Origin of the sequence: Pseudomonas batumici (assembly GCF_036585405.1) — a bacterium.
Lineage (GTDB): Bacteria > Pseudomonadota > Gammaproteobacteria > Pseudomonadales > Pseudomonadaceae > Aquipseudomonas > Aquipseudomonas batumici.
In genome coordinates this window covers 2,375,150-2,393,511 of the sequence record NZ_CP144470.1, presented here as the reverse complement: position 1 = coordinate 2,393,511, position 18,362 = coordinate 2,375,150, and the positions used below count along the sequence as shown (strand labels likewise).

16 protein-coding genes, 1 tRNA gene and 1 pseudogene are annotated in these 18,362 nt (G+C 62.7%); 7 read left to right on the top strand and 11 right to left on the bottom strand.

Annotated features, from left to right (window positions below; translation table 11 throughout):
- Nucleotides 1–25: 25 nt before the first annotated feature.
- Together NUH87_RS10745 and NUH87_RS10740 are read right to left on the bottom strand one after the other, a co-directional pair.
- Nucleotides 26–664 carry a c-type cytochrome gene (locus tag NUH87_RS10745; protein WP_338525925.1) on the bottom strand — a complete coding sequence of 213 codons (639 nt, stop codon included), beginning with the start codon at nt 662–664 and terminating at the stop codon, nt 26–28.
- Between the two features lie 10 nt (nt 665–674).
- On the bottom strand, nt 675–1,916 hold the full coding sequence (locus NUH87_RS10740) for a molybdopterin-dependent oxidoreductase (RefSeq protein WP_338525924.1): 1,242 nt from the start codon (nt 1,914–1,916) through the stop codon (nt 675–677).
- A 341-nt stretch (nt 1,917–2,257) separates the two neighbouring features.
- On the opposite strand from NUH87_RS10740, the gene NUH87_RS10735 reads away from it, so the two are divergent.
- Together NUH87_RS10735 and NUH87_RS10730 are read left to right on the top strand one after the other, a co-directional pair.
- Nucleotides 2,258–3,016, top strand: a complete 759-nt coding sequence (locus NUH87_RS10735) for a type IV toxin-antitoxin system AbiEi family antitoxin domain-containing protein (protein ID WP_338525923.1) — start codon at nt 2,258–2,260, stop codon at nt 3,014–3,016.
- Nucleotides 3,009–3,937: pseudogene (locus tag NUH87_RS10730) on the top strand (nucleotidyl transferase AbiEii/AbiGii toxin family protein). The gene NUH87_RS10735 and the pseudogene NUH87_RS10730 overlap by 8 nt, the downstream one beginning before the upstream one ends.
- 96 nt (nt 3,938–4,033) lie before the next feature.
- Here the strand turns inward: NUH87_RS10730 and NUH87_RS10725 are convergent.
- The 8 genes from NUH87_RS10725 to NUH87_RS10690 form a co-directional block, all read right to left on the bottom strand.
- Nucleotides 4,034–4,107 (bottom strand) — tRNA-Gly (locus NUH87_RS10725).
- Between the two features lie 279 nt (nt 4,108–4,386).
- Nucleotides 4,387–5,274: an alpha/beta hydrolase gene (locus NUH87_RS10720; RefSeq protein WP_338525922.1), complete on the bottom strand. Its 888-nt coding sequence runs from the start codon at nt 5,272–5,274 to the stop codon at nt 4,387–4,389.
- Nucleotides 5,275–5,591: 317 nt separating this feature from the next.
- On the bottom strand, nt 5,592–6,284 hold the full coding sequence (locus NUH87_RS10715) for a 16S rRNA pseudouridine(516) synthase (protein WP_338525921.1): 693 nt from the start codon (nt 6,282–6,284) through the stop codon (nt 5,592–5,594).
- 38 nt (nt 6,285–6,322) lie between these two features.
- The gene (locus NUH87_RS10710; protein WP_338525920.1) at nt 6,323–6,541 is read right to left on the bottom strand and encodes a cysteine-rich CWC family protein; all 219 of its coding nucleotides are present in this window, start codon (nt 6,539–6,541) and stop codon (nt 6,323–6,325) included.
- Nucleotides 6,534–8,024 (bottom strand): sensor domain-containing diguanylate cyclase, encoded by a 1,491-nt coding sequence (locus tag NUH87_RS10705; protein ID WP_338525919.1) that lies wholly within the window; start codon nt 8,022–8,024, stop codon nt 6,534–6,536. The genes NUH87_RS10710 and NUH87_RS10705 overlap by 8 nt, the downstream gene beginning before the upstream one ends.
- Before the next feature lie 169 nt (nt 8,025–8,193).
- A complete protein-coding gene (locus NUH87_RS10700; protein ID WP_338525918.1) occupies nt 8,194–9,711 on the bottom strand; it encodes an MDR family MFS transporter in 1,518 nt (505 codons plus the stop codon).
- A gap of 112 nt (nt 9,712–9,823) precedes the next feature.
- The gene (locus NUH87_RS10695) at nt 9,824–10,000 is read right to left on the bottom strand and encodes a hypothetical protein (protein ID WP_167337427.1); all 177 of its coding nucleotides are present in this window, start codon (nt 9,998–10,000) and stop codon (nt 9,824–9,826) included.
- A 133-nt stretch (nt 10,001–10,133) separates the two neighbouring features.
- Nucleotides 10,134–11,039 carry a LysR family transcriptional regulator gene (locus NUH87_RS10690; protein ID WP_338525917.1) on the bottom strand — a complete coding sequence of 302 codons (906 nt, stop codon included), beginning with the start codon at nt 11,037–11,039 and terminating at the stop codon, nt 10,134–10,136.
- 112 nt (nt 11,040–11,151) lie between these two features.
- Here NUH87_RS10690 and NUH87_RS10685 point away from each other — a divergent pair, with 112 nt between their 5' ends.
- Nucleotides 11,152–12,036: an MBL fold metallo-hydrolase gene (locus tag NUH87_RS10685; RefSeq protein ID WP_338525916.1), complete on the top strand. Its 885-nt coding sequence runs from the start codon at nt 11,152–11,154 to the stop codon at nt 12,034–12,036.
- A 107-nt stretch (nt 12,037–12,143) separates the two neighbouring features.
- Nucleotides 12,144–12,758 (top strand): NAD(P)-dependent oxidoreductase, encoded by a 615-nt coding sequence (locus tag NUH87_RS10680; RefSeq protein WP_338525915.1) that lies wholly within the window; start codon nt 12,144–12,146, stop codon nt 12,756–12,758.
- 143 nt (nt 12,759–12,901) lie between these two features.
- On the opposite strand, the gene NUH87_RS10675 is transcribed toward NUH87_RS10680, so the two are convergent.
- Nucleotides 12,902–13,786, bottom strand: a complete 885-nt coding sequence (locus tag NUH87_RS10675) for a LysR substrate-binding domain-containing protein (RefSeq protein ID WP_338525914.1) — start codon at nt 13,784–13,786, stop codon at nt 12,902–12,904.
- 142 nt (nt 13,787–13,928) lie between these two features.
- Here NUH87_RS10675 and NUH87_RS10670 point away from each other — a divergent pair, with 142 nt between their 5' ends.
- The 3 genes from NUH87_RS10670 to NUH87_RS10660 all read left to right on the top strand — a co-directional run bounded on the left by NUH87_RS10670 (nt 13,929) and on the right by NUH87_RS10660 (nt 18,327).
- Nucleotides 13,929–15,566, top strand: a complete 1,638-nt coding sequence (locus NUH87_RS10670; RefSeq protein ID WP_338525913.1) for a 5-guanidino-2-oxopentanoate decarboxylase — start codon at nt 13,929–13,931, stop codon at nt 15,564–15,566.
- Nucleotides 15,566–17,014: an aldehyde dehydrogenase family protein gene (locus tag NUH87_RS10665; RefSeq protein ID WP_338525912.1), complete on the top strand. Its 1,449-nt coding sequence runs from the start codon at nt 15,566–15,568 to the stop codon at nt 17,012–17,014. Before NUH87_RS10670 ends, NUH87_RS10665 begins: the two co-directional genes overlap by 1 nt.
- Before the next feature lie 209 nt (nt 17,015–17,223).
- On the top strand, nt 17,224–18,327 hold the full coding sequence (locus NUH87_RS10660; protein WP_338525911.1) for an extracellular solute-binding protein: 1,104 nt from the start codon (nt 17,224–17,226) through the stop codon (nt 18,325–18,327).
- Nucleotides 18,328–18,362: the final 35 nt, after the last annotated feature.

Here is an 18,362-nt window from a genome sequence, read left to right as displayed (position 1 = left end):
ATACCTGGCCGAGCCGGGAATGCATTCACTGGTGCAGTACGAAAGTCGCCAGGGTTTGCAGATCGTCCGCGCTCAACTGCGTGAAAGGCGGCATCGGGATCTCCCCCCATTTGCCGGTACCGCCGTGCTGAATGCTGGACGTTACCTTGGCCAGTGCCTGCGGGTCATTGGCATATTTGGCTGCCACATCGCGATAGGCCGGGCCGACGACCTTATGATCGATCGCGTGACAGGACAGGCAGGCGTTGTTCTGCAGCAAGGCCGTGGCGTCGACCTTGGCTACAGGCGCCGCCGGGGTTTGTCCTGCCGATGAGTTCGAGGCAGCCTGCACATCGGCATCGCTCTCATGGGCACTACCGTAGGCCGCCGCAAGGTAGGCACCGATGATGTTCACATCCTGATCGCTGATCGGAGCACCGTACACGTGCTGCATCTTGCTCGCTTCCCCAGTCCACTGCGCCAGGCTCATGCCGGGAGGCTGGAAGTTGATGTAATCGGCAGAATGACAGATGGAACACTTCTGTTGAGCCAATGGATACCCGGGCAGGGCACTGGGCTTGAACACAGCCGTTTCGGGCGGCAAGGTGATCGACAGTGGCGCTGCGCTAACCATGCCAGCCAAACAAACCTGGGCCGCGCACAGCAAGGTGGTCATGCGTTTCATGCGGGGCCCCTCAGGCGACGGTTACGTGGCTGGTTTCTACGACGTGGCGGCGGTAGCCACCGGGGTTCCAGTCAGCTTGCAGCGGCTGCGTCTCACCCCCACGGTTACTGGCTCGCACCATTAATAGTGTCGCGCCCTTGCTGGTAAAGGTGATCGGCAGCGTCCACTCACGGAAGGAAAAGCGGCCAAGATCCGCCCCAAGCTTGGCTTCGCGCCAACTTTTTCCGCCGTCGATCGACACTTCCACCTTGTTGACCCCAACGCCGCCGTCGAACGCAATGCCCTTGAGCACCACGCTTTTTTTCAGCGGCAACACATCGCCGTGTTTGACGCTGGTGATGAAGCTGCGTACCGGCAACTTGGAAATCGGCACCGTTTGCGCCGCGGTAGTGCCGGGGGCGATGCAGAAACAATCGTTGTCCGGAACCCGGTAGGCTTTAGCCATGAAGAAACCGTCGTAGGTGTGGTCGACGACTTCTATCTCACTCAGGTGCTTGACCCAGTACGTGCCGAAATAGCCCGGTACCACCAGTCGTATCGGGTAACCATTGAGGAAGGGCAGGTCGGTACCGTTCATCGACCAGGCGATCATGGGCTCACCGTCCATGGCATGGCTGATGTCCAGGGCCTTGATGAACTCCGGCGTGCTCGACAGCACTGGCTTATCGAGCCCACGGAATGTCACCTGCTTGGCGTCGGCCTTCACCCCCGCCTTTTCCAGTAAGGCCTTGAGCGGTACTCCCACCCAGTGGGCATTACCCATTGAACCATTGCCCAACTGAGCCCCGAACACGCGGGGCATCGAGAAGCCACGGCTGTTCCCCGAACATTGATTGACGGCCACCACTTCTACCGGTTCGGCCAGCGCCTTGAGTTCTGCAAGGGAAAGTGACAGGGGGGTGTTGACCGAACCCTTGATCGTCAGGCGGTAACTGTCCGGATCGATGCTGGTGGGGAAATTGGCCAGATGGTAACGCACAAAAAAGGCGTCATTCGGCGTGATGGGCCCGTCGTTGAAGATGGAGAATGGCGTCTCAAGGTGTGGCGGGCGGGTGGTCACCAGGGTCAATGGTCGTTTTTGCGGATATTGCACCAGCGGCCGTGGGCCGGCAGCAAAGGTCACTTCTTCCGGCGTTTCTTCGGCTGCTTTTGCAAGGTTTGCCAATGGAGAAGCTGCCAACGCCAGGGCGAAGGCATCACGTAGAACGCGCCGGCGGCTCGGGTTGCCGTTATCAACAAGACTGAACTTCATGCTGCTCTCTCCTTGATTGTTTTGCTGGGATGCATCCGACAGCCCCCCACACACAACAATGGGGGGAGAGGCATCCGACGTCACGCGCAAAGCGACCGCTTTTCATTGAACGTCAGTGTAGCGGGAGTGAAGGTGGTGCAAGCGTGACCTTCTTGATTCCAACGCTAAGGGCCGGCATCAATGCGGTACGTCCAGTCGGCCGTCTAGCCTGCTCGGGAACTGCGGCGTCCATTGCACTGATCTGATTAGATTTGTACATAAAATTAAATCATGAGGTTATTTCTAGAACGCCTGTCTGTAGCTTCATGACAGATGATTAGATTTGTCTGTATATTTAACCTATGAGTAGAACTACGAGATATCAGCTAATCAAGCGATTGCAGGCGGATCTCCCCCGAGGGGCTCCGTTCGACCTGGCCATGCTCGGATCCTTTGGCGTCTCGCCCCAGTTGGCCGCCCGTTATGTGGAAGGCGGCTGGCTGGTCCGGTTGGATCATGGGATCTATGCCTTTCCGAATGATGACTTCGACGTGAATGGGGCGCTGCTCTTTCTCCAGCAGCGTGTCGTCGGATTGCATGTGGGCGGTAAGAGCGCCTTGGCTCTGCAAGGGGTACGGCACAACCTTGGTTTACGCGAGAGCCTGGTGCTCTGGGGCGATGCCCGCTTCGCGCTGCCGTCTTGGTTCACTTCACGTTTTCCGGCGCGCTACGTGAAGGCCAAGCTGTTCGACTGGCCCGACACAGTCCTGGCAGACAAGACGCTGCACACCCCGCCAGGGCAGCCTCAAGGTATCCGGGTAGCTGTGCCTGAACGTGCAGTGCTGGAGATGCTATACGAGGCGGGTACCCGTCAGAGCCTCGAGGAAGTTCGCAATCTTTTCGACGGCCTGCGCTCACCCCGCAAGGAGCTTCTGGGGCAGCTTCTGTCCTCCTGTACCAGCGTTAAGGCCGTTCGTCTGTTCCTGACCTGGGCACGCGAGACCGAGGTCGTCGATGTCGATACCCTGCTGCAGCAATTCCCGATACGCACCGGCAGTAACAAGCGCTGGATGAGCCGCCTCGATGATGGGACCTTGTTGAGCCTGAAACCTTATGGATAAGCAGTACGCTGACACCGTTCGCCTGTTACTGAACATTGCCCCAGAGGTGTTCGCCAACGACATCTTTGCCATGAAGGGGGCACAGCCATCAACCTGTTCGTTCAGGATATGCCGCGCCTTTCGGTCGATATCGATGTGGTCTATCTTCCCTGGCAGGTTCCCAGGGAGCAGGCTTTGCAGGCCATCAACCAGGAGCTGGCCGCGATCGTAGAACGCGTAGAGCCCCTGGGTGTGCAAACGCGCTTGATCCGCAGCAAGGATCTCGGTGATACCAAGCTGATCGTCGAGAACGAGACCAGCCAGGTGAAGGTCGAGGTCAACGTTGTGTTCCGGGGGACCGTTCTGCCAACGGCTCACCGCCCCTTGAGCGCCAGAACCAGCGATCTGTTTGGGGTGGAGTTCGAGGTGCCGATCCTGGACACGGCCGAACTCTATGCCGGCAAGCTCGTTGCCGCGCTGGATCGCCAGCACCCGCGCGATCTGTTCGATGTCTGGCGACTGTTCGAGACAGGCGAGATCAACGACGCGATGATCGAGTGCTTCGTCGTCTATCTGGCTGGACACAACCGTCCTACTCATGAAGTGCTGTTCGGCAACGACAAGGACATCGCCGCGGAGTATGACCGAGCATTCGTCGGTATGACGGAGATGGATTGCCCGCTGGCGCTGCTGCTTGATACGCGGGCGAGGCTGAAACGGGAGTTACCGGCCCGTCTGACAACTGCACATCGCGAGTTCCTCGTTGGCCTTGCCAATGCGCAACCAGACTGGTCACTGCTGCAATGTACACACGTTGATCAGTTACCCGCGTTGCGCTGGAAGCTCGCTAACCTCGAAACCTTTCGGAAGCGACGTCCAAGTGATTTCGCCGCCCAAGCCGGAACCCTGGATGCGGGTCTTGCGGCAGTGCAATCTCGATAAGGGGGGCAGTCATCGCGTCCATAAAAAAACCGGCCACTGTGGGCCGGTTTTCTTTTGTCCTCGTTGCGCGATCTGCAACGCCGGACTGAATTCGTTTGGAGCGGGTGAAGGGAATCGAACCCTCGTTATCAGCTTGGGAAGCTGGAGTAATGCCATTATACGACACCCGCTCGGACGGCTGACTTTGTACCAGATGTGGCCGGGGATTTGAAGTTTTTCTTTGAAAAACTGTGTTTTAACAGGGACATCGGGTAGGCGTGCGCGCACGCAAAGCCGCTACCCGTTATCAGGGTATAGCGCGGTTCCTGTCGGTGCCGGGCTTGTCAGTGAAGCTTTTGGTGGCCTTACAGGCCTCTTCGCTGGCAGGCCAGGCTCCTACAAGAGATGGGTGTTCATCAAAGGATTTGCGTTCGTTCGCAAGAACACGACAAACCCGTGGCAGCACTTGTTCACATGGCCCGTGCATGGTGCTCCTGGACGTGTCGGTAATACCGCGATCGGTTTTCCTGGTGCGTCGGCTTGAGGAAGTCAAGCAACGCATGGCGGCTGTCCTGGCAGGCGGACTTGTGCTCCATGTCGAGAAAGTGCCCGGTGCTGCGGATCGTGGTGAAGTGGCTGTGGCGCACATGCTGGCCGAATTGCAGCGCGTCCCCGGGCGAGGTGTATTCGTCCCATTCGCCATTCATGAACAGCACCGGTACGTCGATCTGTTTCGCCGCCTTCAGGTAGCACAACTGGTCACTGTTGAGCACATGGCCGATATGGAAGTGCATCTGCGCGTATTCATGTTTGGCCAGGCTGCTGACGTGCCGGTAGTTGTAGCGTTTGAACAGCGACGGCAGGTGCTTGCCGATGGTGTTGTTGACCAGGTGGCCGATGCCGTCGCGGTTGCAGGCGCCCAGGTATTCGACACCGCGTTCCAGATAGTCGCGCATCGGCTCGTTGACCACCGGTGAGAAAGAGCTGATCACCGCCTTTTCAATCCGCCGTGGGCGGTTCGCCAGGGCCAGCAAGGTCGCCGCGCTGCCCCAGGAAAAGGACATCACGTGCTCGGCGGCAAAGTGCTCGATCAGTTCCAGCAGGATCTGCCCTTCGATTTCCTTGGTCAGCATTCTTTCGTGACGGTTGTGGGCCTTGGACTTGCCCGCATAGGGCTGGTCGTAGCACACGACGTTGTATTGCGGGTGCAGGTTCTTCACGGTCTGCGCAAACGATGCAGTCGTGGCCATCGAGCCATTGACCAGGATGATGGTCTTTTCCGCAGCGTCTGCGCGATAGAACTCCGTGTAAACCCGATACTGTCCTTGTATATCCAACACAGCAATTTCTGGTCTCATGTCAAAAGACTCCTGGCTGACGGGGACGCGCGCAACGAACTGTGCACGAGCTATATGACAGGTAGGCATTCGCCTGGAATTTTGCGGCCCATGTCGGTCCGTTGAAGCCTGGCCGACGGGTATTGTTATAGGCGGGCAATCTGCCGGAGAACGAGAGCCGGTGGGCCTCGCAGTCGACAAAGAGTTTCTTGGAATAATGGTGTGACTGATCAGTCATATTCTGGCTGACGGTCTGATTCAAGCAGGCACTCAGCGATTGCGCAAGGAACGATTTGTCATAACTTGGTGACTTTTGCTCAGCGGTCGTCGTCGCGCGCTCAGATCCGGCAGATTTCTTCGTCGCGCAGCGGGCGATATTTCCCCGGGGCCAGCTGTTCATCCAGCACCAGCGGTCCCATGGCCTCACGGTGCAGACGCAGGACCTTGTTGTCGAAGTGGCCGAACATGCGCTTGACCTGGTGATAACGGCCTTCGACGATGCTCAACCGGGCGCTGCGTGGTCCGAGTAACTCCAGCGTGGCGGGCTGGGTGGTGAGGTTCTCAAAAGCAAAATACAGGCCACGGGCGAAGGTTTCGGCGTATTCAGGGCCGATGAGCTGCTCGGTCTCGACGTAGTAGACCTTGGGCAGTTTGGTCTGCGGCTGGGTCAGCCGGCGCGACCACTGGCCGTCGTTGGTCAGGATCATCAGCCCGGTGGTGTTGAAGTCCAGGCGGCCCGCGATGTGCAGCCCAGTGGCGTCGGGCTCGTCGATCAGGTCGAGGACGGTGCGGTGCTCGGGGTCGCGGGTGGCACTGACGCAGCCCTGGGGTTTGTGCAGCATGAAGTAGCGCGGCGGGCGGCCTGGCTGCAGCACTTCGTCGTCGACTTCGACCCGGCTGAATTCGCGCACCTCATGCTGCGGATCGGCGACGGTCAGGCCATCGACCCGAACCCGTTTTTGCACCAACAAGAGGCGCACCTGCTGGCGGTTGAAGCGGGGCAGGTTGCTGAGGAAACGGTCAAGGCGCATGGCGGGCTGATCATGGGGACGCGGGCGGGCATTTTACGTCATGGCGCCGACGATGGGGTCTGCTTCAATTGCTCATCCACCTGGGCGCAACGCGGGCACAGGCAGGCCGCGTTGCGCAGTTCCGCGGGCAAGGCTTCGAGCACCGCCCGGTCGATGCTGACGCCGTAGCACCAGCAGGGCCGGTCGGCGGTACGCGGGTTGGCCAGGGCGCAGTCGTTGCGAGCACCGCAGGCCGGGCAGAGGCTGGGATCATTCATCGGCGGATTTCGCCAGGTCGCTGCAGACGCGGTTGCGTCCGCCCTGTTTAGCACGGTACAACGCCCGGTCGCCCCGGGCCAGCAGGCTGTGCAGGGTGTCGTCGTGTTGCAGCGCGGTCAGGCCGATGCTGAGGGTCAGTGACAGGCTCTGGTCGTTGTAGCTGTAGCGCTGTTGTGCGACATGCTGGCGAACTTTCTCGGCGATCAGTTGGGCATTGGCGCTGTCGGTGTCCTTGAGCAGGACAATGAACTCCTCGCCACCCCAGCGACAAATGATGTCCGACTGGCGCAGGCAGCTTTCCAGGTCCCGGGCAAAACCGCTCAGCACGACATCGCCGGCGAGATGGCCATGGCTGTCGTTGAGTTGCTTGAAGTGATCCAGATCCAGCAGCAGCGCGGTCAGCGGCTTGGGCTCGCGCTGGGCTTCATGCAGGGCTTGGGCCGCCAGCAGGTCGAAGCCCCGGCGGTTGGGCAGGCCGGTGAGGCTGTCGAGTGTCGCCAGGGCCTGGATCTTTTGCTGGTAGCGATGGATCACGCGGTTGAGCAGGGCCAGCACGATCAGGGTCACCACCAGGCAGATCAGCAGGTTCAGGTACAGCGATTGGCGAATCCCGCTGAAGGCGCTGTCTTCACGCTTGTCGACGAACAGGTACCAGTTCAGTTCCGGAATGAAGCGGACGTTGAGGAAGTGCCCCTTGCCGTCCGGCTCCGCGTATTCGTAGCTGCCATCCTGGGGCTTGGGCAGTTTCGCCAGCAGGTTCTTCATGCTCGCCAGGTCGTTCAGCGACTGCCCGGCCCGGGCGCCTTCGGGGCCGCCGTCGGCACCGGTGAGGACCAGGCGGCCGAAGGTGTCGACGAAGTACACGCCGCGCTGGTAGCGCTGCTGGTACTTGTCCATCAGCTTGACCACCGCGTCCACGGTCAAGCCGACACCGGCCGCGCCAATGAAGTGCTCGTCGTAGTCGAAGACCTTGTAGTTGATGAAGAACGTCAGGCGGTTATTGTTGGCGGTGTCCGGGTCGACGTTGATCTCGTAGGGCGCCTGCATGTCCCGCACGCGGAAATACCAGAAGTCATTGGGATCGTCGTTGCGGATTTTCTTCAGCACGCCCTTGGCCTGGTAGTAGGTCAGGTTGCTGGCGGAGATGAAGAAGGCGGTGTAGGCGCCGTAGTGGGTCATGACCTCGTTGAGGTAGCGGGTGATCTGCTGCGGGTCGCGTTCGCCGGCCACCACCCAGTCGCGCATGAAGGTGTCGCGGGCCATCATCGAGGAAATCAGGATTGGCTGGACCAGGTCCTTCTGGATTTCCGAGTAGACCGTGTCGGAGGTCAGGGGCAGCTCGGTGTTGACGATACCGTCCCGGATCGAGGCGCGGGAGGCGTAGTAGCTGAGCAGCGATGTGGCGAGGAAGCCGCAGCCCAGCAGGACGATCAATGTCAGGATCAGCGAACGTTGCGAGTAGAGCACTGAGCGAAGCGGCATGACGATTCCGTAGGCGGGTTCCCGATGGAGGCATTCTAGTGGCGCGGATAAAAAATGCCCGTACATTTTGCAGAGACTGTGGGCGCCACCCCGGCTTGCTGCTGCGGGCCGTGCAGGGTGGCCATCGGGTATCACCGTTCTTGACGGCCCCACCGGGGAGTCATTGCCATCAATGAGCCTTGTCTTCTCGCCCGCGGAGCACCTTGTTGGGCATCGCAATCGCTGCCGCCAGTCCCAGCAGGGCCACGGCGGCGCTGATCAGCAGCAGATGCCGGAAGGTCAGCTGCAGCTCCCCTCGCAGGGCATCGCGCGCCGGGCCGTCGGCGCTATTCAGGCCTTCGAGCAGGGCATTGCCCGAAGTGCCTTCGGCGGCCATCGAGGCACCGGCCAGGTGGGTCAGGCTGGAGTCCTGCAACAGCGCCAGCAGCAACGCCGACATCAGCGCCACGCCCACCGCGCCGCCGAGGGAGCGGAACAGGTTGGTGGTGCTGGTGGCGACGCCGATATCGCGCTGTTCCACGGCGTTCTGCGTGCCCACCAGCGAGGTCGGGAACTGCAGGCCGCCGGCGATCCCGCTCAGCAACATGAACAGGCTGCTGAGCAGCACCGCCTGGGGCGGGGTGAACGCCAGGCCGAGGATAGTCAGGGGCATCAGCAGCGCACCGGTGAGGATCATCGGTTTGTAGTAGCCGGTCACCGAGGTCCTTCGTCCGGCAAAGTAGGCGCCCATGGGCAGCCCCATCGCCAGCGGCAGCAGGTGCAAGGCCGCGCTGTCCGCGCCGGCACCGGTCACGCTCTGGAAGCGCAGGGGCATCAGCACCGTGAGGGAGATCGCCTGGAAGCTGGTGAAGAAGATCGTGCACCAGCACAGCAGGGCGTTGCGGTTGAGGAACAGGTGCATCGGCAGCAAGGGCTCCAGCGTGCGCCGTTCATGCAGGACAAACAGCAGCAGGGCGATGACCGCCGTGATCAGCAATCCCAGCACCTGGCTGTCGTTCCAGCGGTGGCCCTGGCCGACTTCGGTGATGCCCAGCAGCAGGGCGGTCAGGCCGATGATCATCAGCACGGTACCGAGGTAATCGATGATCGGCTTGCGCTGCGGTATCGGCAGGCCGACCAGCGTACGCTGGGCCACCAGCCAGGCGCCGAGGCCCAGCGGCAGGTTGATCAGGAAGACCCAGCGCCACGACAGGTACTCGGTCATGTAGCCGCCCAGTACCGGCCCGGCCACGCTCGCCACCGCGTACATGCTGCTGAAGTAGCCCTGGTAACGGCCGCGTTCGCGGGGTGGGATGATGTCGCCGATGATCGCCTGGCTGACCGAGATCATGCCGCCGGCACCGATGCCCTGGATGATCCGCGCCAGCACCAGTTGCTCCATGCTCTGGGCCATCCCGCAGAACAGCGAGGCGAAGGTGAACAGGCCCATGCCGAACAGCATCAGCCGACGTCGACCGTAGAGGTCGCCGAGCTTGCCGTAGATCGGCACGGCCACGGTCATGGCCACCATGTAGCCGGAAATCACCCAGGCCAGCAGGCCGACGTCCTTGAATTGGGCGGAGATGGCGGGAATCGATACGGCGACAATGGTCTGGTCCAGTGCACCGAGGAAAATCGCCAGCATCAAGGCGATCAGGATGCTGCGAATCGCCGGCTTCGTTTGGCCGGGCTGATGGAGGTTGGTCACGGTCGAACCTGCAAGCAGTGGTTGACCCGCCCACCAGGCCAGTGCGCGGGGATGCTTGTCAGTGTACTCGATAGCCTGCTATTCGATAGCCTCATAAGTAAGGCTTACCGCGTCATCTCAACGCATTCAGGCTGGCCGTGTGCGGTACGCAGTGTTCCATCTGGCAAGTGGAGACCACCCGTGGCGTTTGCCGTATCTGCTCCACTCGCCAGGCCGCGACGGTGTAGAGCGCTGCCACTGCGGTGATAGCCAGCACGAAGGCACAGTTTCTTGTTTTTAGAATGTTCATGCGCTTGACCTCTGACTCTGCCGAACTCGGTTCGCTGGAAGGTACTGATTCAAGCCTAGGCCAGTTGTCGCGAGTTGCCAGTGACGCCAGTCGTATCGTTGAGGGGTTTCTCAGCCGATCGACCGGCCAGTCCTCACAAGCCCTCATCCCATAGGGGGACCTCGGGAAAGCGCTCCACCAGGAAATCCAGCATGCTGCGCAGCGTGGTCGGCATGTGCTTGCGCGAAGCGTAGACCGCATACATGTTCATCGGCATCGGTTCCGCCCCGGGCAGCAGGCGCACCAGTTCGCCACGCTTGATATAGACCCCGGCCTGGTAGGTGGGCAGCATCGAGATGCCGGCCCCGGCGATCACCGCCTGCATCAGGGTGCCGGCCTCGTTGGCGCTGATATTGCCCTGCACCGGCACTGAAACCTGTTCGCCATCCTGCTCGAAATGCCAAAGGCTCTTGCCGAAGTAGGAGTGGGTCAGGCAATTGTGCCGGCTCAGTTCTTCCACCTTCTGCGGCGCCGGATGTTCGCGCAGGTAGGCCGGGGAAGCGCAGATCACCGAACGACAGACGGTCAGCCGCCGGGCGATCAGGTTCGGGTCCAGGTCGTTGCTGGTGCGGATCGCCAGGTCGATGCGCTCGTCCACCAGGTTCACCGTGCGGTCGATCATCTGCAGGTCGACGCTGACGCCCGGGTAGCGCTTGACGTATTCGGCCATGGCATTGGCCAGTTGCGACAGGCCGAAGGAGGTACTGACGCTGATCCGCAGCAGTCCGCGTGGCGCCTCGTCCGGTGCGCTGACGGCGGCCTGCAGGTCCGCCGACAGCTCCAGCATCTGGCGGCAGCGCGGCAGGGTTTCGTTGCCGGCGGCGGTCAGGCTCAGCTTGCGGGTGGTACGGTGCATCAGTCGGGCGCCGACCCAGTCCTCCAGTTCCGCGAGGTAACGCGACACCACGGGTCGCGACAGGTCCAGATGGTCGGCCGCCGCCGACTGGCTGCCCAGGTCGACCACCGTGACGAAGACCCGCATTGCCGTAAGACGATCCATGATTTGCCCACTTTCAGAAACAAACTATGTCCAAGCATCGCATTTTTTGTATCGGATCGGGCAACTAAGCTCTGTTCACTGCCATCAAGGCCAACAGATCTCGGAGCGGTACATGATCGGATTCTCTTTGTTTCGTCGCCTCTTGCTCGCCGGTGCCACCCTGGGCTTCGTCGCCCACGCGGCGGCGGCTCAGCCGGCCCTGAGCCTGGATGTCTACAATCCCGGCACCTCGGCGATTTTCCCGGTGAGTTCGGTGCTGGTCAGCGGCGAGAAGGAGGCGATCCTGGTGGATGCCCAGTTCGGCAAATCCCAGGCCGAGCAACTGGTGGAAAAAATCCGCGCCAGCGGCAAGCAACTGACCACCATCTACATCAGCCATGGCGACCCGGACTACTACTTCGGCCTGGACACCCTGACCACTGCCTTCCCCAAGGCCAAGGTGCTGGCGTCCGCACCGACCGTGGCGCACATCAAGGCCACCGTCGACGGCAAGCTGGCGTTCTGGGGGCCGAAAATGGGCGCCGACGTTCCGGCGCACACGGTGGTGCCGCAGGTGCTCAAGGGCGATCACCTGACGCTGGAAGGGCGTGAGTTGAAGATTGTCGGCTTGAACAGCGAGCAGCCGGATCGCACCTTCGTCTGGATTCCGTCGATCAAGGCGGTGGTGGGTGGTGTCGTGGTGGCGGAAAACATCCATGTGTGGATGGCCGATACCCAGACCCCGCAGTCCCATCAGGCCTGGCTGGCAACGCTGCAACGCATCCAGGCGCTGAAACCCGAGACCCTGGTGCCGGGTCATTTCCTCGGCGACAGCTCGCGTTCCCTCGCGGCGGTGCAGTTTACCGCGGACTACATCAAGGCCTTCGACGAAGAAACCGCCAAGGCCAAGGACTCTGCCGAACTGATCGCGGCGATGAACAAGCGTTACCCGAACCTGGGCGAAGCGGCGTCCCTGGAGCTCAGCGCCAAGGTCGCCAAGGGCGAGATGAAGTGGTGAGTTCGCTCGATCGCTGATTGAAAATTTCTGTAGATCGGCCTTCCGGCTCCCGCAGCGGGAAGGCCCCCTCGACGCCTAGCGTCATTCGATTGGAACTGGAGAGTGTCATGAGCAAGATTGCAATCATTGGTGCCACCGGTCGTGCCGGTAGCCAGTTGCTGGAAGAAGCCCTGCGTCGCGGCCACAGCGTGACCGCCATCGCCCGTAACCCGGCGAAGATCGGTGCCCGTGCCGGTGTCGTGAGCAAGGCGGTCGATGCGTTGGATGCGGCGGCGCTGGAAGCGGCGGTTGCCGGTCACGATGTGGTGATCAGCGCCGCGCACTTCTCCACCCTGCCGGCGGCGGCGGTGATCGGTCCGGTGAAGAAGGCCGGTGTCAAACGCCTGCTGGTGGTCGGTGGTGCCGGCTCGCTGTTGTTGCCAGGTGGCGGCCGGGTGATCGACAGCCCGGGCTTTCCTGCGGAGTACAAGGCCGAGGCCGGCGCCGGCGCAGAGTTCCTCGCGGTCTTGCGTGAGGAAAAGGACCTCGACTGGAGTTTCCTTTCGCCTTCGGCGGAGTTTGTCGAAGGTGAGCGTACCGGGCACTTCCGCCTGGGCAAGGATGACCTGCTGGTGAGTGCCGAAGGTCGCAGCTGGATCACCTTCGCCGACTATGCCATCGCCTTGCTGGATGAAGTTGAGAAGCCCGCGCATTCGCGTCAGCGGTTTGCAGTCGGGTATTGAGGCCTTAGCGACACCTTTTGGTATCGCGTGCCCCTGTAGGAGCCAGCTTGCTGGCGATGAACGATAACGCGGTCTGTCTAAGACACCGCAGCGTCTGCATCGCCAGCAAGCTGGCTCCTACAGGTCTTGTTGTGTTCTGACGATCAAACCCGCTCCGTCGCCTGCGCCACCAACCACTCCATCAATTCCCGCAACTGCGGCGCCGTCCCGGCCCGTTCCGGGTAGACCAGGTAATACGCCTGCCCGGTGCGTACCCGCAAATCGAACGGCATGACCAGCCGCCCGGCGCTCAGGTCTTCGCCGATCAACGCCCAATCGCCAATCGCCACCCCGGTGCCCTGGGACGCCACGGTCATCGCCAGGTCCAATGTGTCGAAATGCTGCCCCTTGCCGATATTGCTGACCCGCGCGCCGGCCACCTTGAGCCAGGCTTCCCAGTCCCGCTGGTCGCGGGTGGGGTGCAGGAGCATGTGTTGCTCAAGGTCGGCGAAGCTGTTCAGCGGTACCGGGCCCGCCAGCAGTTGCGGTGAGCACACCGGCGTCAGCTGTTCGTCGAACAGATGGTGAGACGCCACCGCCGGCCCCGGCGCCGCGCCATAGACCACGGCGGCATCGAACTCCTCCCGGCGGAAGTCCACCGCATGCTGCACCGTGGTGGTCAGCTCCACCGGCACGTCCGGGCGTTCCTTCTGCCATTGCAACAGGCGTGGCAGCAGCCAGCGCATCATGCAGGTCGGCGCCTTGAGTTGCAGGGCCTCGCGCCGGGCGCCGACCTGATCCACCGCCTCGTCGATCAGGTTGAACACCTGCTGGATCCGCGGAAACAGCTCGCGGCCCTGGGCGGTCAGGCTCAGGCCACGTGCCTGGCGCTGGAACAGCGCATAACCCAGGTGGCTCTCCAGCCCGGCGATCTGTCGGCTCACCGCCCCCTGGGTGATGTGCAGCAGCTCGGCCGCGCGGGTGAAGTTGCAGCACTGGGCCGTGACCAGAAAGGTATGCAGGGCGGGCAGCGGTGGAAGACGTTTCATGGCGGGACAGCTCAGGCATGACGACAGGACATGCCTAGTATGACTATTTTTGCCTTGTGCCCGCCATCGGCCAAACGCTCCAATAACCTCATCGCTGTGCTCATCGGCAGCACGGCTTATACGAACAAGAAGGGCGGAACAAATGGCGACGTGCGGCGAAGTATTGGTCAAGTTACTGGAAGGCTACGGGGTCGAGCAGGTGTTCGGCATCCCTGGCGTGCATACCGTGGAGCTCTATCGCGGGCTGGCGTCGTCGAGCATCGAACACATCACTCCGCGCCACGAACAGGGCGCCGGCTTCATGGCCGACGGCTATGCGCGCACCAGCGGCAAGCCCGGGGTGTGTTTCATCATCACCGGCCCCGGCATGACCAACATCACCACGGCGATGGGCCAGGCCTATGCCGACTCGATTCCGATGCTGGTGATCTCCAGCGTCCAGTCGCGCAGCCAACTGGGCGGCGGGCGCGGCAAGCTGCACGAGTTGCCGAACCAGGGCACGCTGGTCGCAGGCGTCGCGGCGTTCTCCCACACGCTGATGTCGGCGGCGGAACTGCCGGCGGTGCTGGCCCGGGCCTTCGCCCTGTTCCAGGCCGGGCGTCCGCGTCCGGTGCATATCGAGATTCCGCTCGATGTGCTGGTGGAAAATGCCGATGCCTTGCTCGATAGCCAGCCGGTGCAGATCAGCCGTGCCGGTGCGGCCCCGGCGGCGGTCGCGCAAATGGCCGAGCTGCTGGCCAATGCCCGGCGTCCGCTGATCCTCGCCGGTGGCGGTGCCATCGATGCGGCGTCCGTACTGACCCGGTTGGCGGAACGGCTGGAGGCGCCAGTGGCCTTGACCATCAATGCCAAGGGCATGTTGCCGTCGCGCCATCCGTTGCTGATCGGTTCGACCCAGTCCATGGTCGCCACCCGCGCCCTGGTGGAGGAGGCCGATGTGGTCCTGGCCATCGGCACGGAGCTGGCGGAAACCGACTACGACATCACCTTTGCCGGGGGCTTCGAGATTCCCGGCACCCTGCTGCGCGTCGATATCGACCCGGACCAGACCGTGCGCAACTATCCGCCCAAGGTCGCGCTGGTGTCCGATTCGCGGACGGCGGCCGAGGCGCTGCTCGCGGCCGTGGAAGGCCGGACACTGGTGCAGCGCCAAGGCGATTGGGGGGCGCAACGTGCCGCCGCCCTGCGCGCCGAGCTGGACGGTCTCTGGGATGCGCCGACCCGCGCCCAGACGCAGTTCCTCACGACCGTTCTCGAGGTGCTGCCCGAGGCGGTGCTGGTGGGTGATTCGACCCAGCCGGTCTACACCGGCAACCTGACCCTGAACCCGGAGCACCCACGGCGCTGGTTCAACTCGTCCACCGGCTACGGCACCCTCGGTTATGCCTTGCCGGCCGCCATCGGTGCCTGGCTGGGTGGCGCCAGCGAACGCAGCCGGCGTGCCCCGGTGGTGTGCCTGATCGGCGACGGCGGCTTGCAGTTCACCTTGTCGGAACTGGCCAGCGCGGTGGAAGCGCGGACCCCGATCATCGTGCTGCTGTGGAATAACCAGGGCTACGAAGAGATCAAGAAATACATGGTCAATCGCGCCATCACCCCGGTCGGCGTGGATATCCACACCCCGGACTTCATCGGCGTGGCCCGGGCCCTGGGCTGCGTGGCCGAAGCCGTTGCCGGCGTCGAGACCCTGCGCGGAGCCCTGGCGGCAGCGGCGGAGCGCCAGGGACCGACCCTGATCGAAATCGACCAGCAGCTGTGGATGCAAGGGGCGGCCTGGTGATGAAAGCCCAGATGAATCAGGACGGTCTCTACATCGACGGCCAATGGCGTTCCGGCAGCGAACAGCTGCGGGTGATCAATCCGGCCACCGAGGCTTTGCTCGGCAGTGTTTCCGCTGGCGATGAGCAGGCGGTAGCGCAAGCGGTGAGCGCGGCGAGCCGGGCTTTCGCCGGTTGGTCAACCAGTACCGGGGCCCAACGTGGCGCCGTGTTGCGCAGGATTGCCGATGGTGTGCGCGAGCGTCGCGAAACCCTGGCCCGCCTGCAGTCGACCAACAACGGCAAGCCGCTGTTCGAGGCGGCTATCGACGTCGATGATGTGATTGCCACCTTCGAGTATTACGCGGGCCTGGCCGAGACCCTCGACGGGCAGCAGGACAAGGCGGTCGAGTTGCCCAGCGACGCCTTCGCCGCCCGTGTGCGCCGCGAGCCGTGCGGGGTGGTGGGGCTGATCGTGCCGTGGAACTTCCCGATGGTCACCACCGCCTGGAAGCTGGCCCCGGCCTTGGCCGCCGGTTGCTGCGTGGTGCTCAAGCCGTCGGAAGTCACGCCGCTGCCGGAGCTGGAACTGGCCGCGATCATCGCCGACAGCGGCTTGCCGGCCGGGGTTTTCAACCTGGTCTGCGGCACCGGCCTGGCCGTGGGGGCGCCGTTGGCGGCCGATCCCCGGGTGGCAAAAATCTCCTTCACCGGCAGCAATGCGGTGGGGGTCCAGGTGATGCAGCGGGCGGCGGAAACCGTGAAGGGGGTGAGCCTGGAACTGGGGGGCAAGTCCGCGCTGCTGGTGATGGCCGATGCCGACCTCGATCTCGCGGTGGAGGTCGCCAGCGGCGGCGGTTTCTTCAATGCCGGTCAGATGTGCTCCGCCACCAGCCGGGTGCTGGTGGCGGAGGAGATCGCCGATGAGTTTCTGCTGCGCCTCACTGCCCGGGCCGAAGCCATTCGCGTGGCGGACCCGTTCGACCCTGAAGTGGAAATGGGCGCGCTGGTCAACCAGGCGCAGTACCAGCGCGTGTTGGGCCATATCGACCGCGGCCTGAGTGTCGGGGCTCGGCTGGTGTGTGGCGGCGGGCGTCCGCCGGAGCTGGCGCGCGGCTATTTTTTGCGGCCGACGATCTTCACTGAAGTGCCCCTGGACAGTGCATTGTGGCGCGAGGAGATTTTCGGTCCGGTGCTCTGTGTGCGCAGTTTTGCCAGTGAGGCCGAGGCGCTGGCGTTGGCCAACGACAGCGAGTTCGGCCTGGTGGCCAGCGTGGTCAGCGGCAGTGACGAGACGGCGCAGCGCATCGCCAATGCCTTGCAGGCCGGGCTGGTGTGGATCAATGCGCCGCAGGTGATCTTCCCGCAAACCGCCTGGGGCGGCTACAAGCAGAGCAGCCTGGGCCGAGAGCTGGGGCCCTGGGGTTTGCAGGCGTTCCAGGAGATCAAGCACGTGATCCGCGCCCTGTAGAAAGGGGCAGCGCATGCCTCGAAATGAGGCATGCGTCGGGTGCATGGCTTCAATGACAAACTTTCGATTGTTGCCGGTTCCGGGCGACCTCAGGATGAACCCGCCGACTCAGCTACGACCCACGGTCCTCGGGGGTTCCAGCGAGATCGAAGACCGGCTGCAAGCGTTGCGACCGACCTCATGCACAACAAGAATAAAAGGAGTCCGAAATGGGCCAGTACGACCTCAACAGAAGGCAATTCATCAAGACCGTGGGCGTGGCTTCGGTGGCCGCGGCGGCCATGAGCATGCCGTTTATCCGAGCCAATGCCAGCGACACCCGCTTCCAGGGCAAGACCCTGAAGCTGCTGACCTGGTCCGATGACACCGGCCTTGCCGCCCTGCGCAATATCGCCGCGACCTTCGAGGCCAAGACCGGCGCCAAGGTCATCGCCGACCGTACCGGCAGCACCTCGGAAATGGTCGCCAAGCTCAAGGCCGGCGGTGATCGTCCGCAGTACGACATCATCACCCTGGCCGGTGTCGGCGCCGAAGGCCTGGCCGCCGCCGGACTGCTGGAAAAACCCGACCTGAACCGCATTCCCAACCTGGTGGACGTGCCGGAGAAATACCGCACCGGTGCCAACGGCCATGGCATCGGCTACCTGCTCTGGTGCAACAGCCTGATCTACAGCACCCGCACCGTGAAAGAGGCGCCGAACAGCTATGCGGCGCTGTGGGACAAGGACTTCGCCAGCAACCTGTTCCTGCCGCCGCCCAACTGGACCGAGGCCATGGACCTGATCATCATCGCGGCCAAGCTGGCCGGCGGCGACGAGCACAACATCGAGCCGGGCTTCAAGAAGCTCGCTGAGCTCAAGGACCGTGTGGTCACCCTCGGGGAAAACCCCAACCAGATCGCCGAGCTGTTCCGTACCGGCTCGCTGGACCTCGGCGGCCTGTATGCCCCGGCGTTCTTTCCGAAACAGATCCGTGATCCGGCCTATGGCCTGGGCGCCACGTTTGGCATGAAGGAAGGTTTCTACACCGACCTGATGCTCTCGGTGATGCCGAAGAATCGTCCTGGCGACACCGACCTGGCCTACGCCTTTATCGACCATTCGCTCGACCCGCTGGTGCAGGGCAAGATGGCCGAAGACATCTTCAACGGCCCGGTCAACGCCAAGGCGATCATCTCCGCCGAGGCGCGCAAGAGCCCGTACATCCTGACGCCGGAACAGATCGCCGAGAAGGCCATCATGCACGACAACGCCTTCCTGGCGACGGTGCATGACCAGTGGATTCGTCGGTATACGGAAATCTTTTCTTCCTGACGATCAGGCTTGTCCGCCAGGCGTCTGGCGTGTTG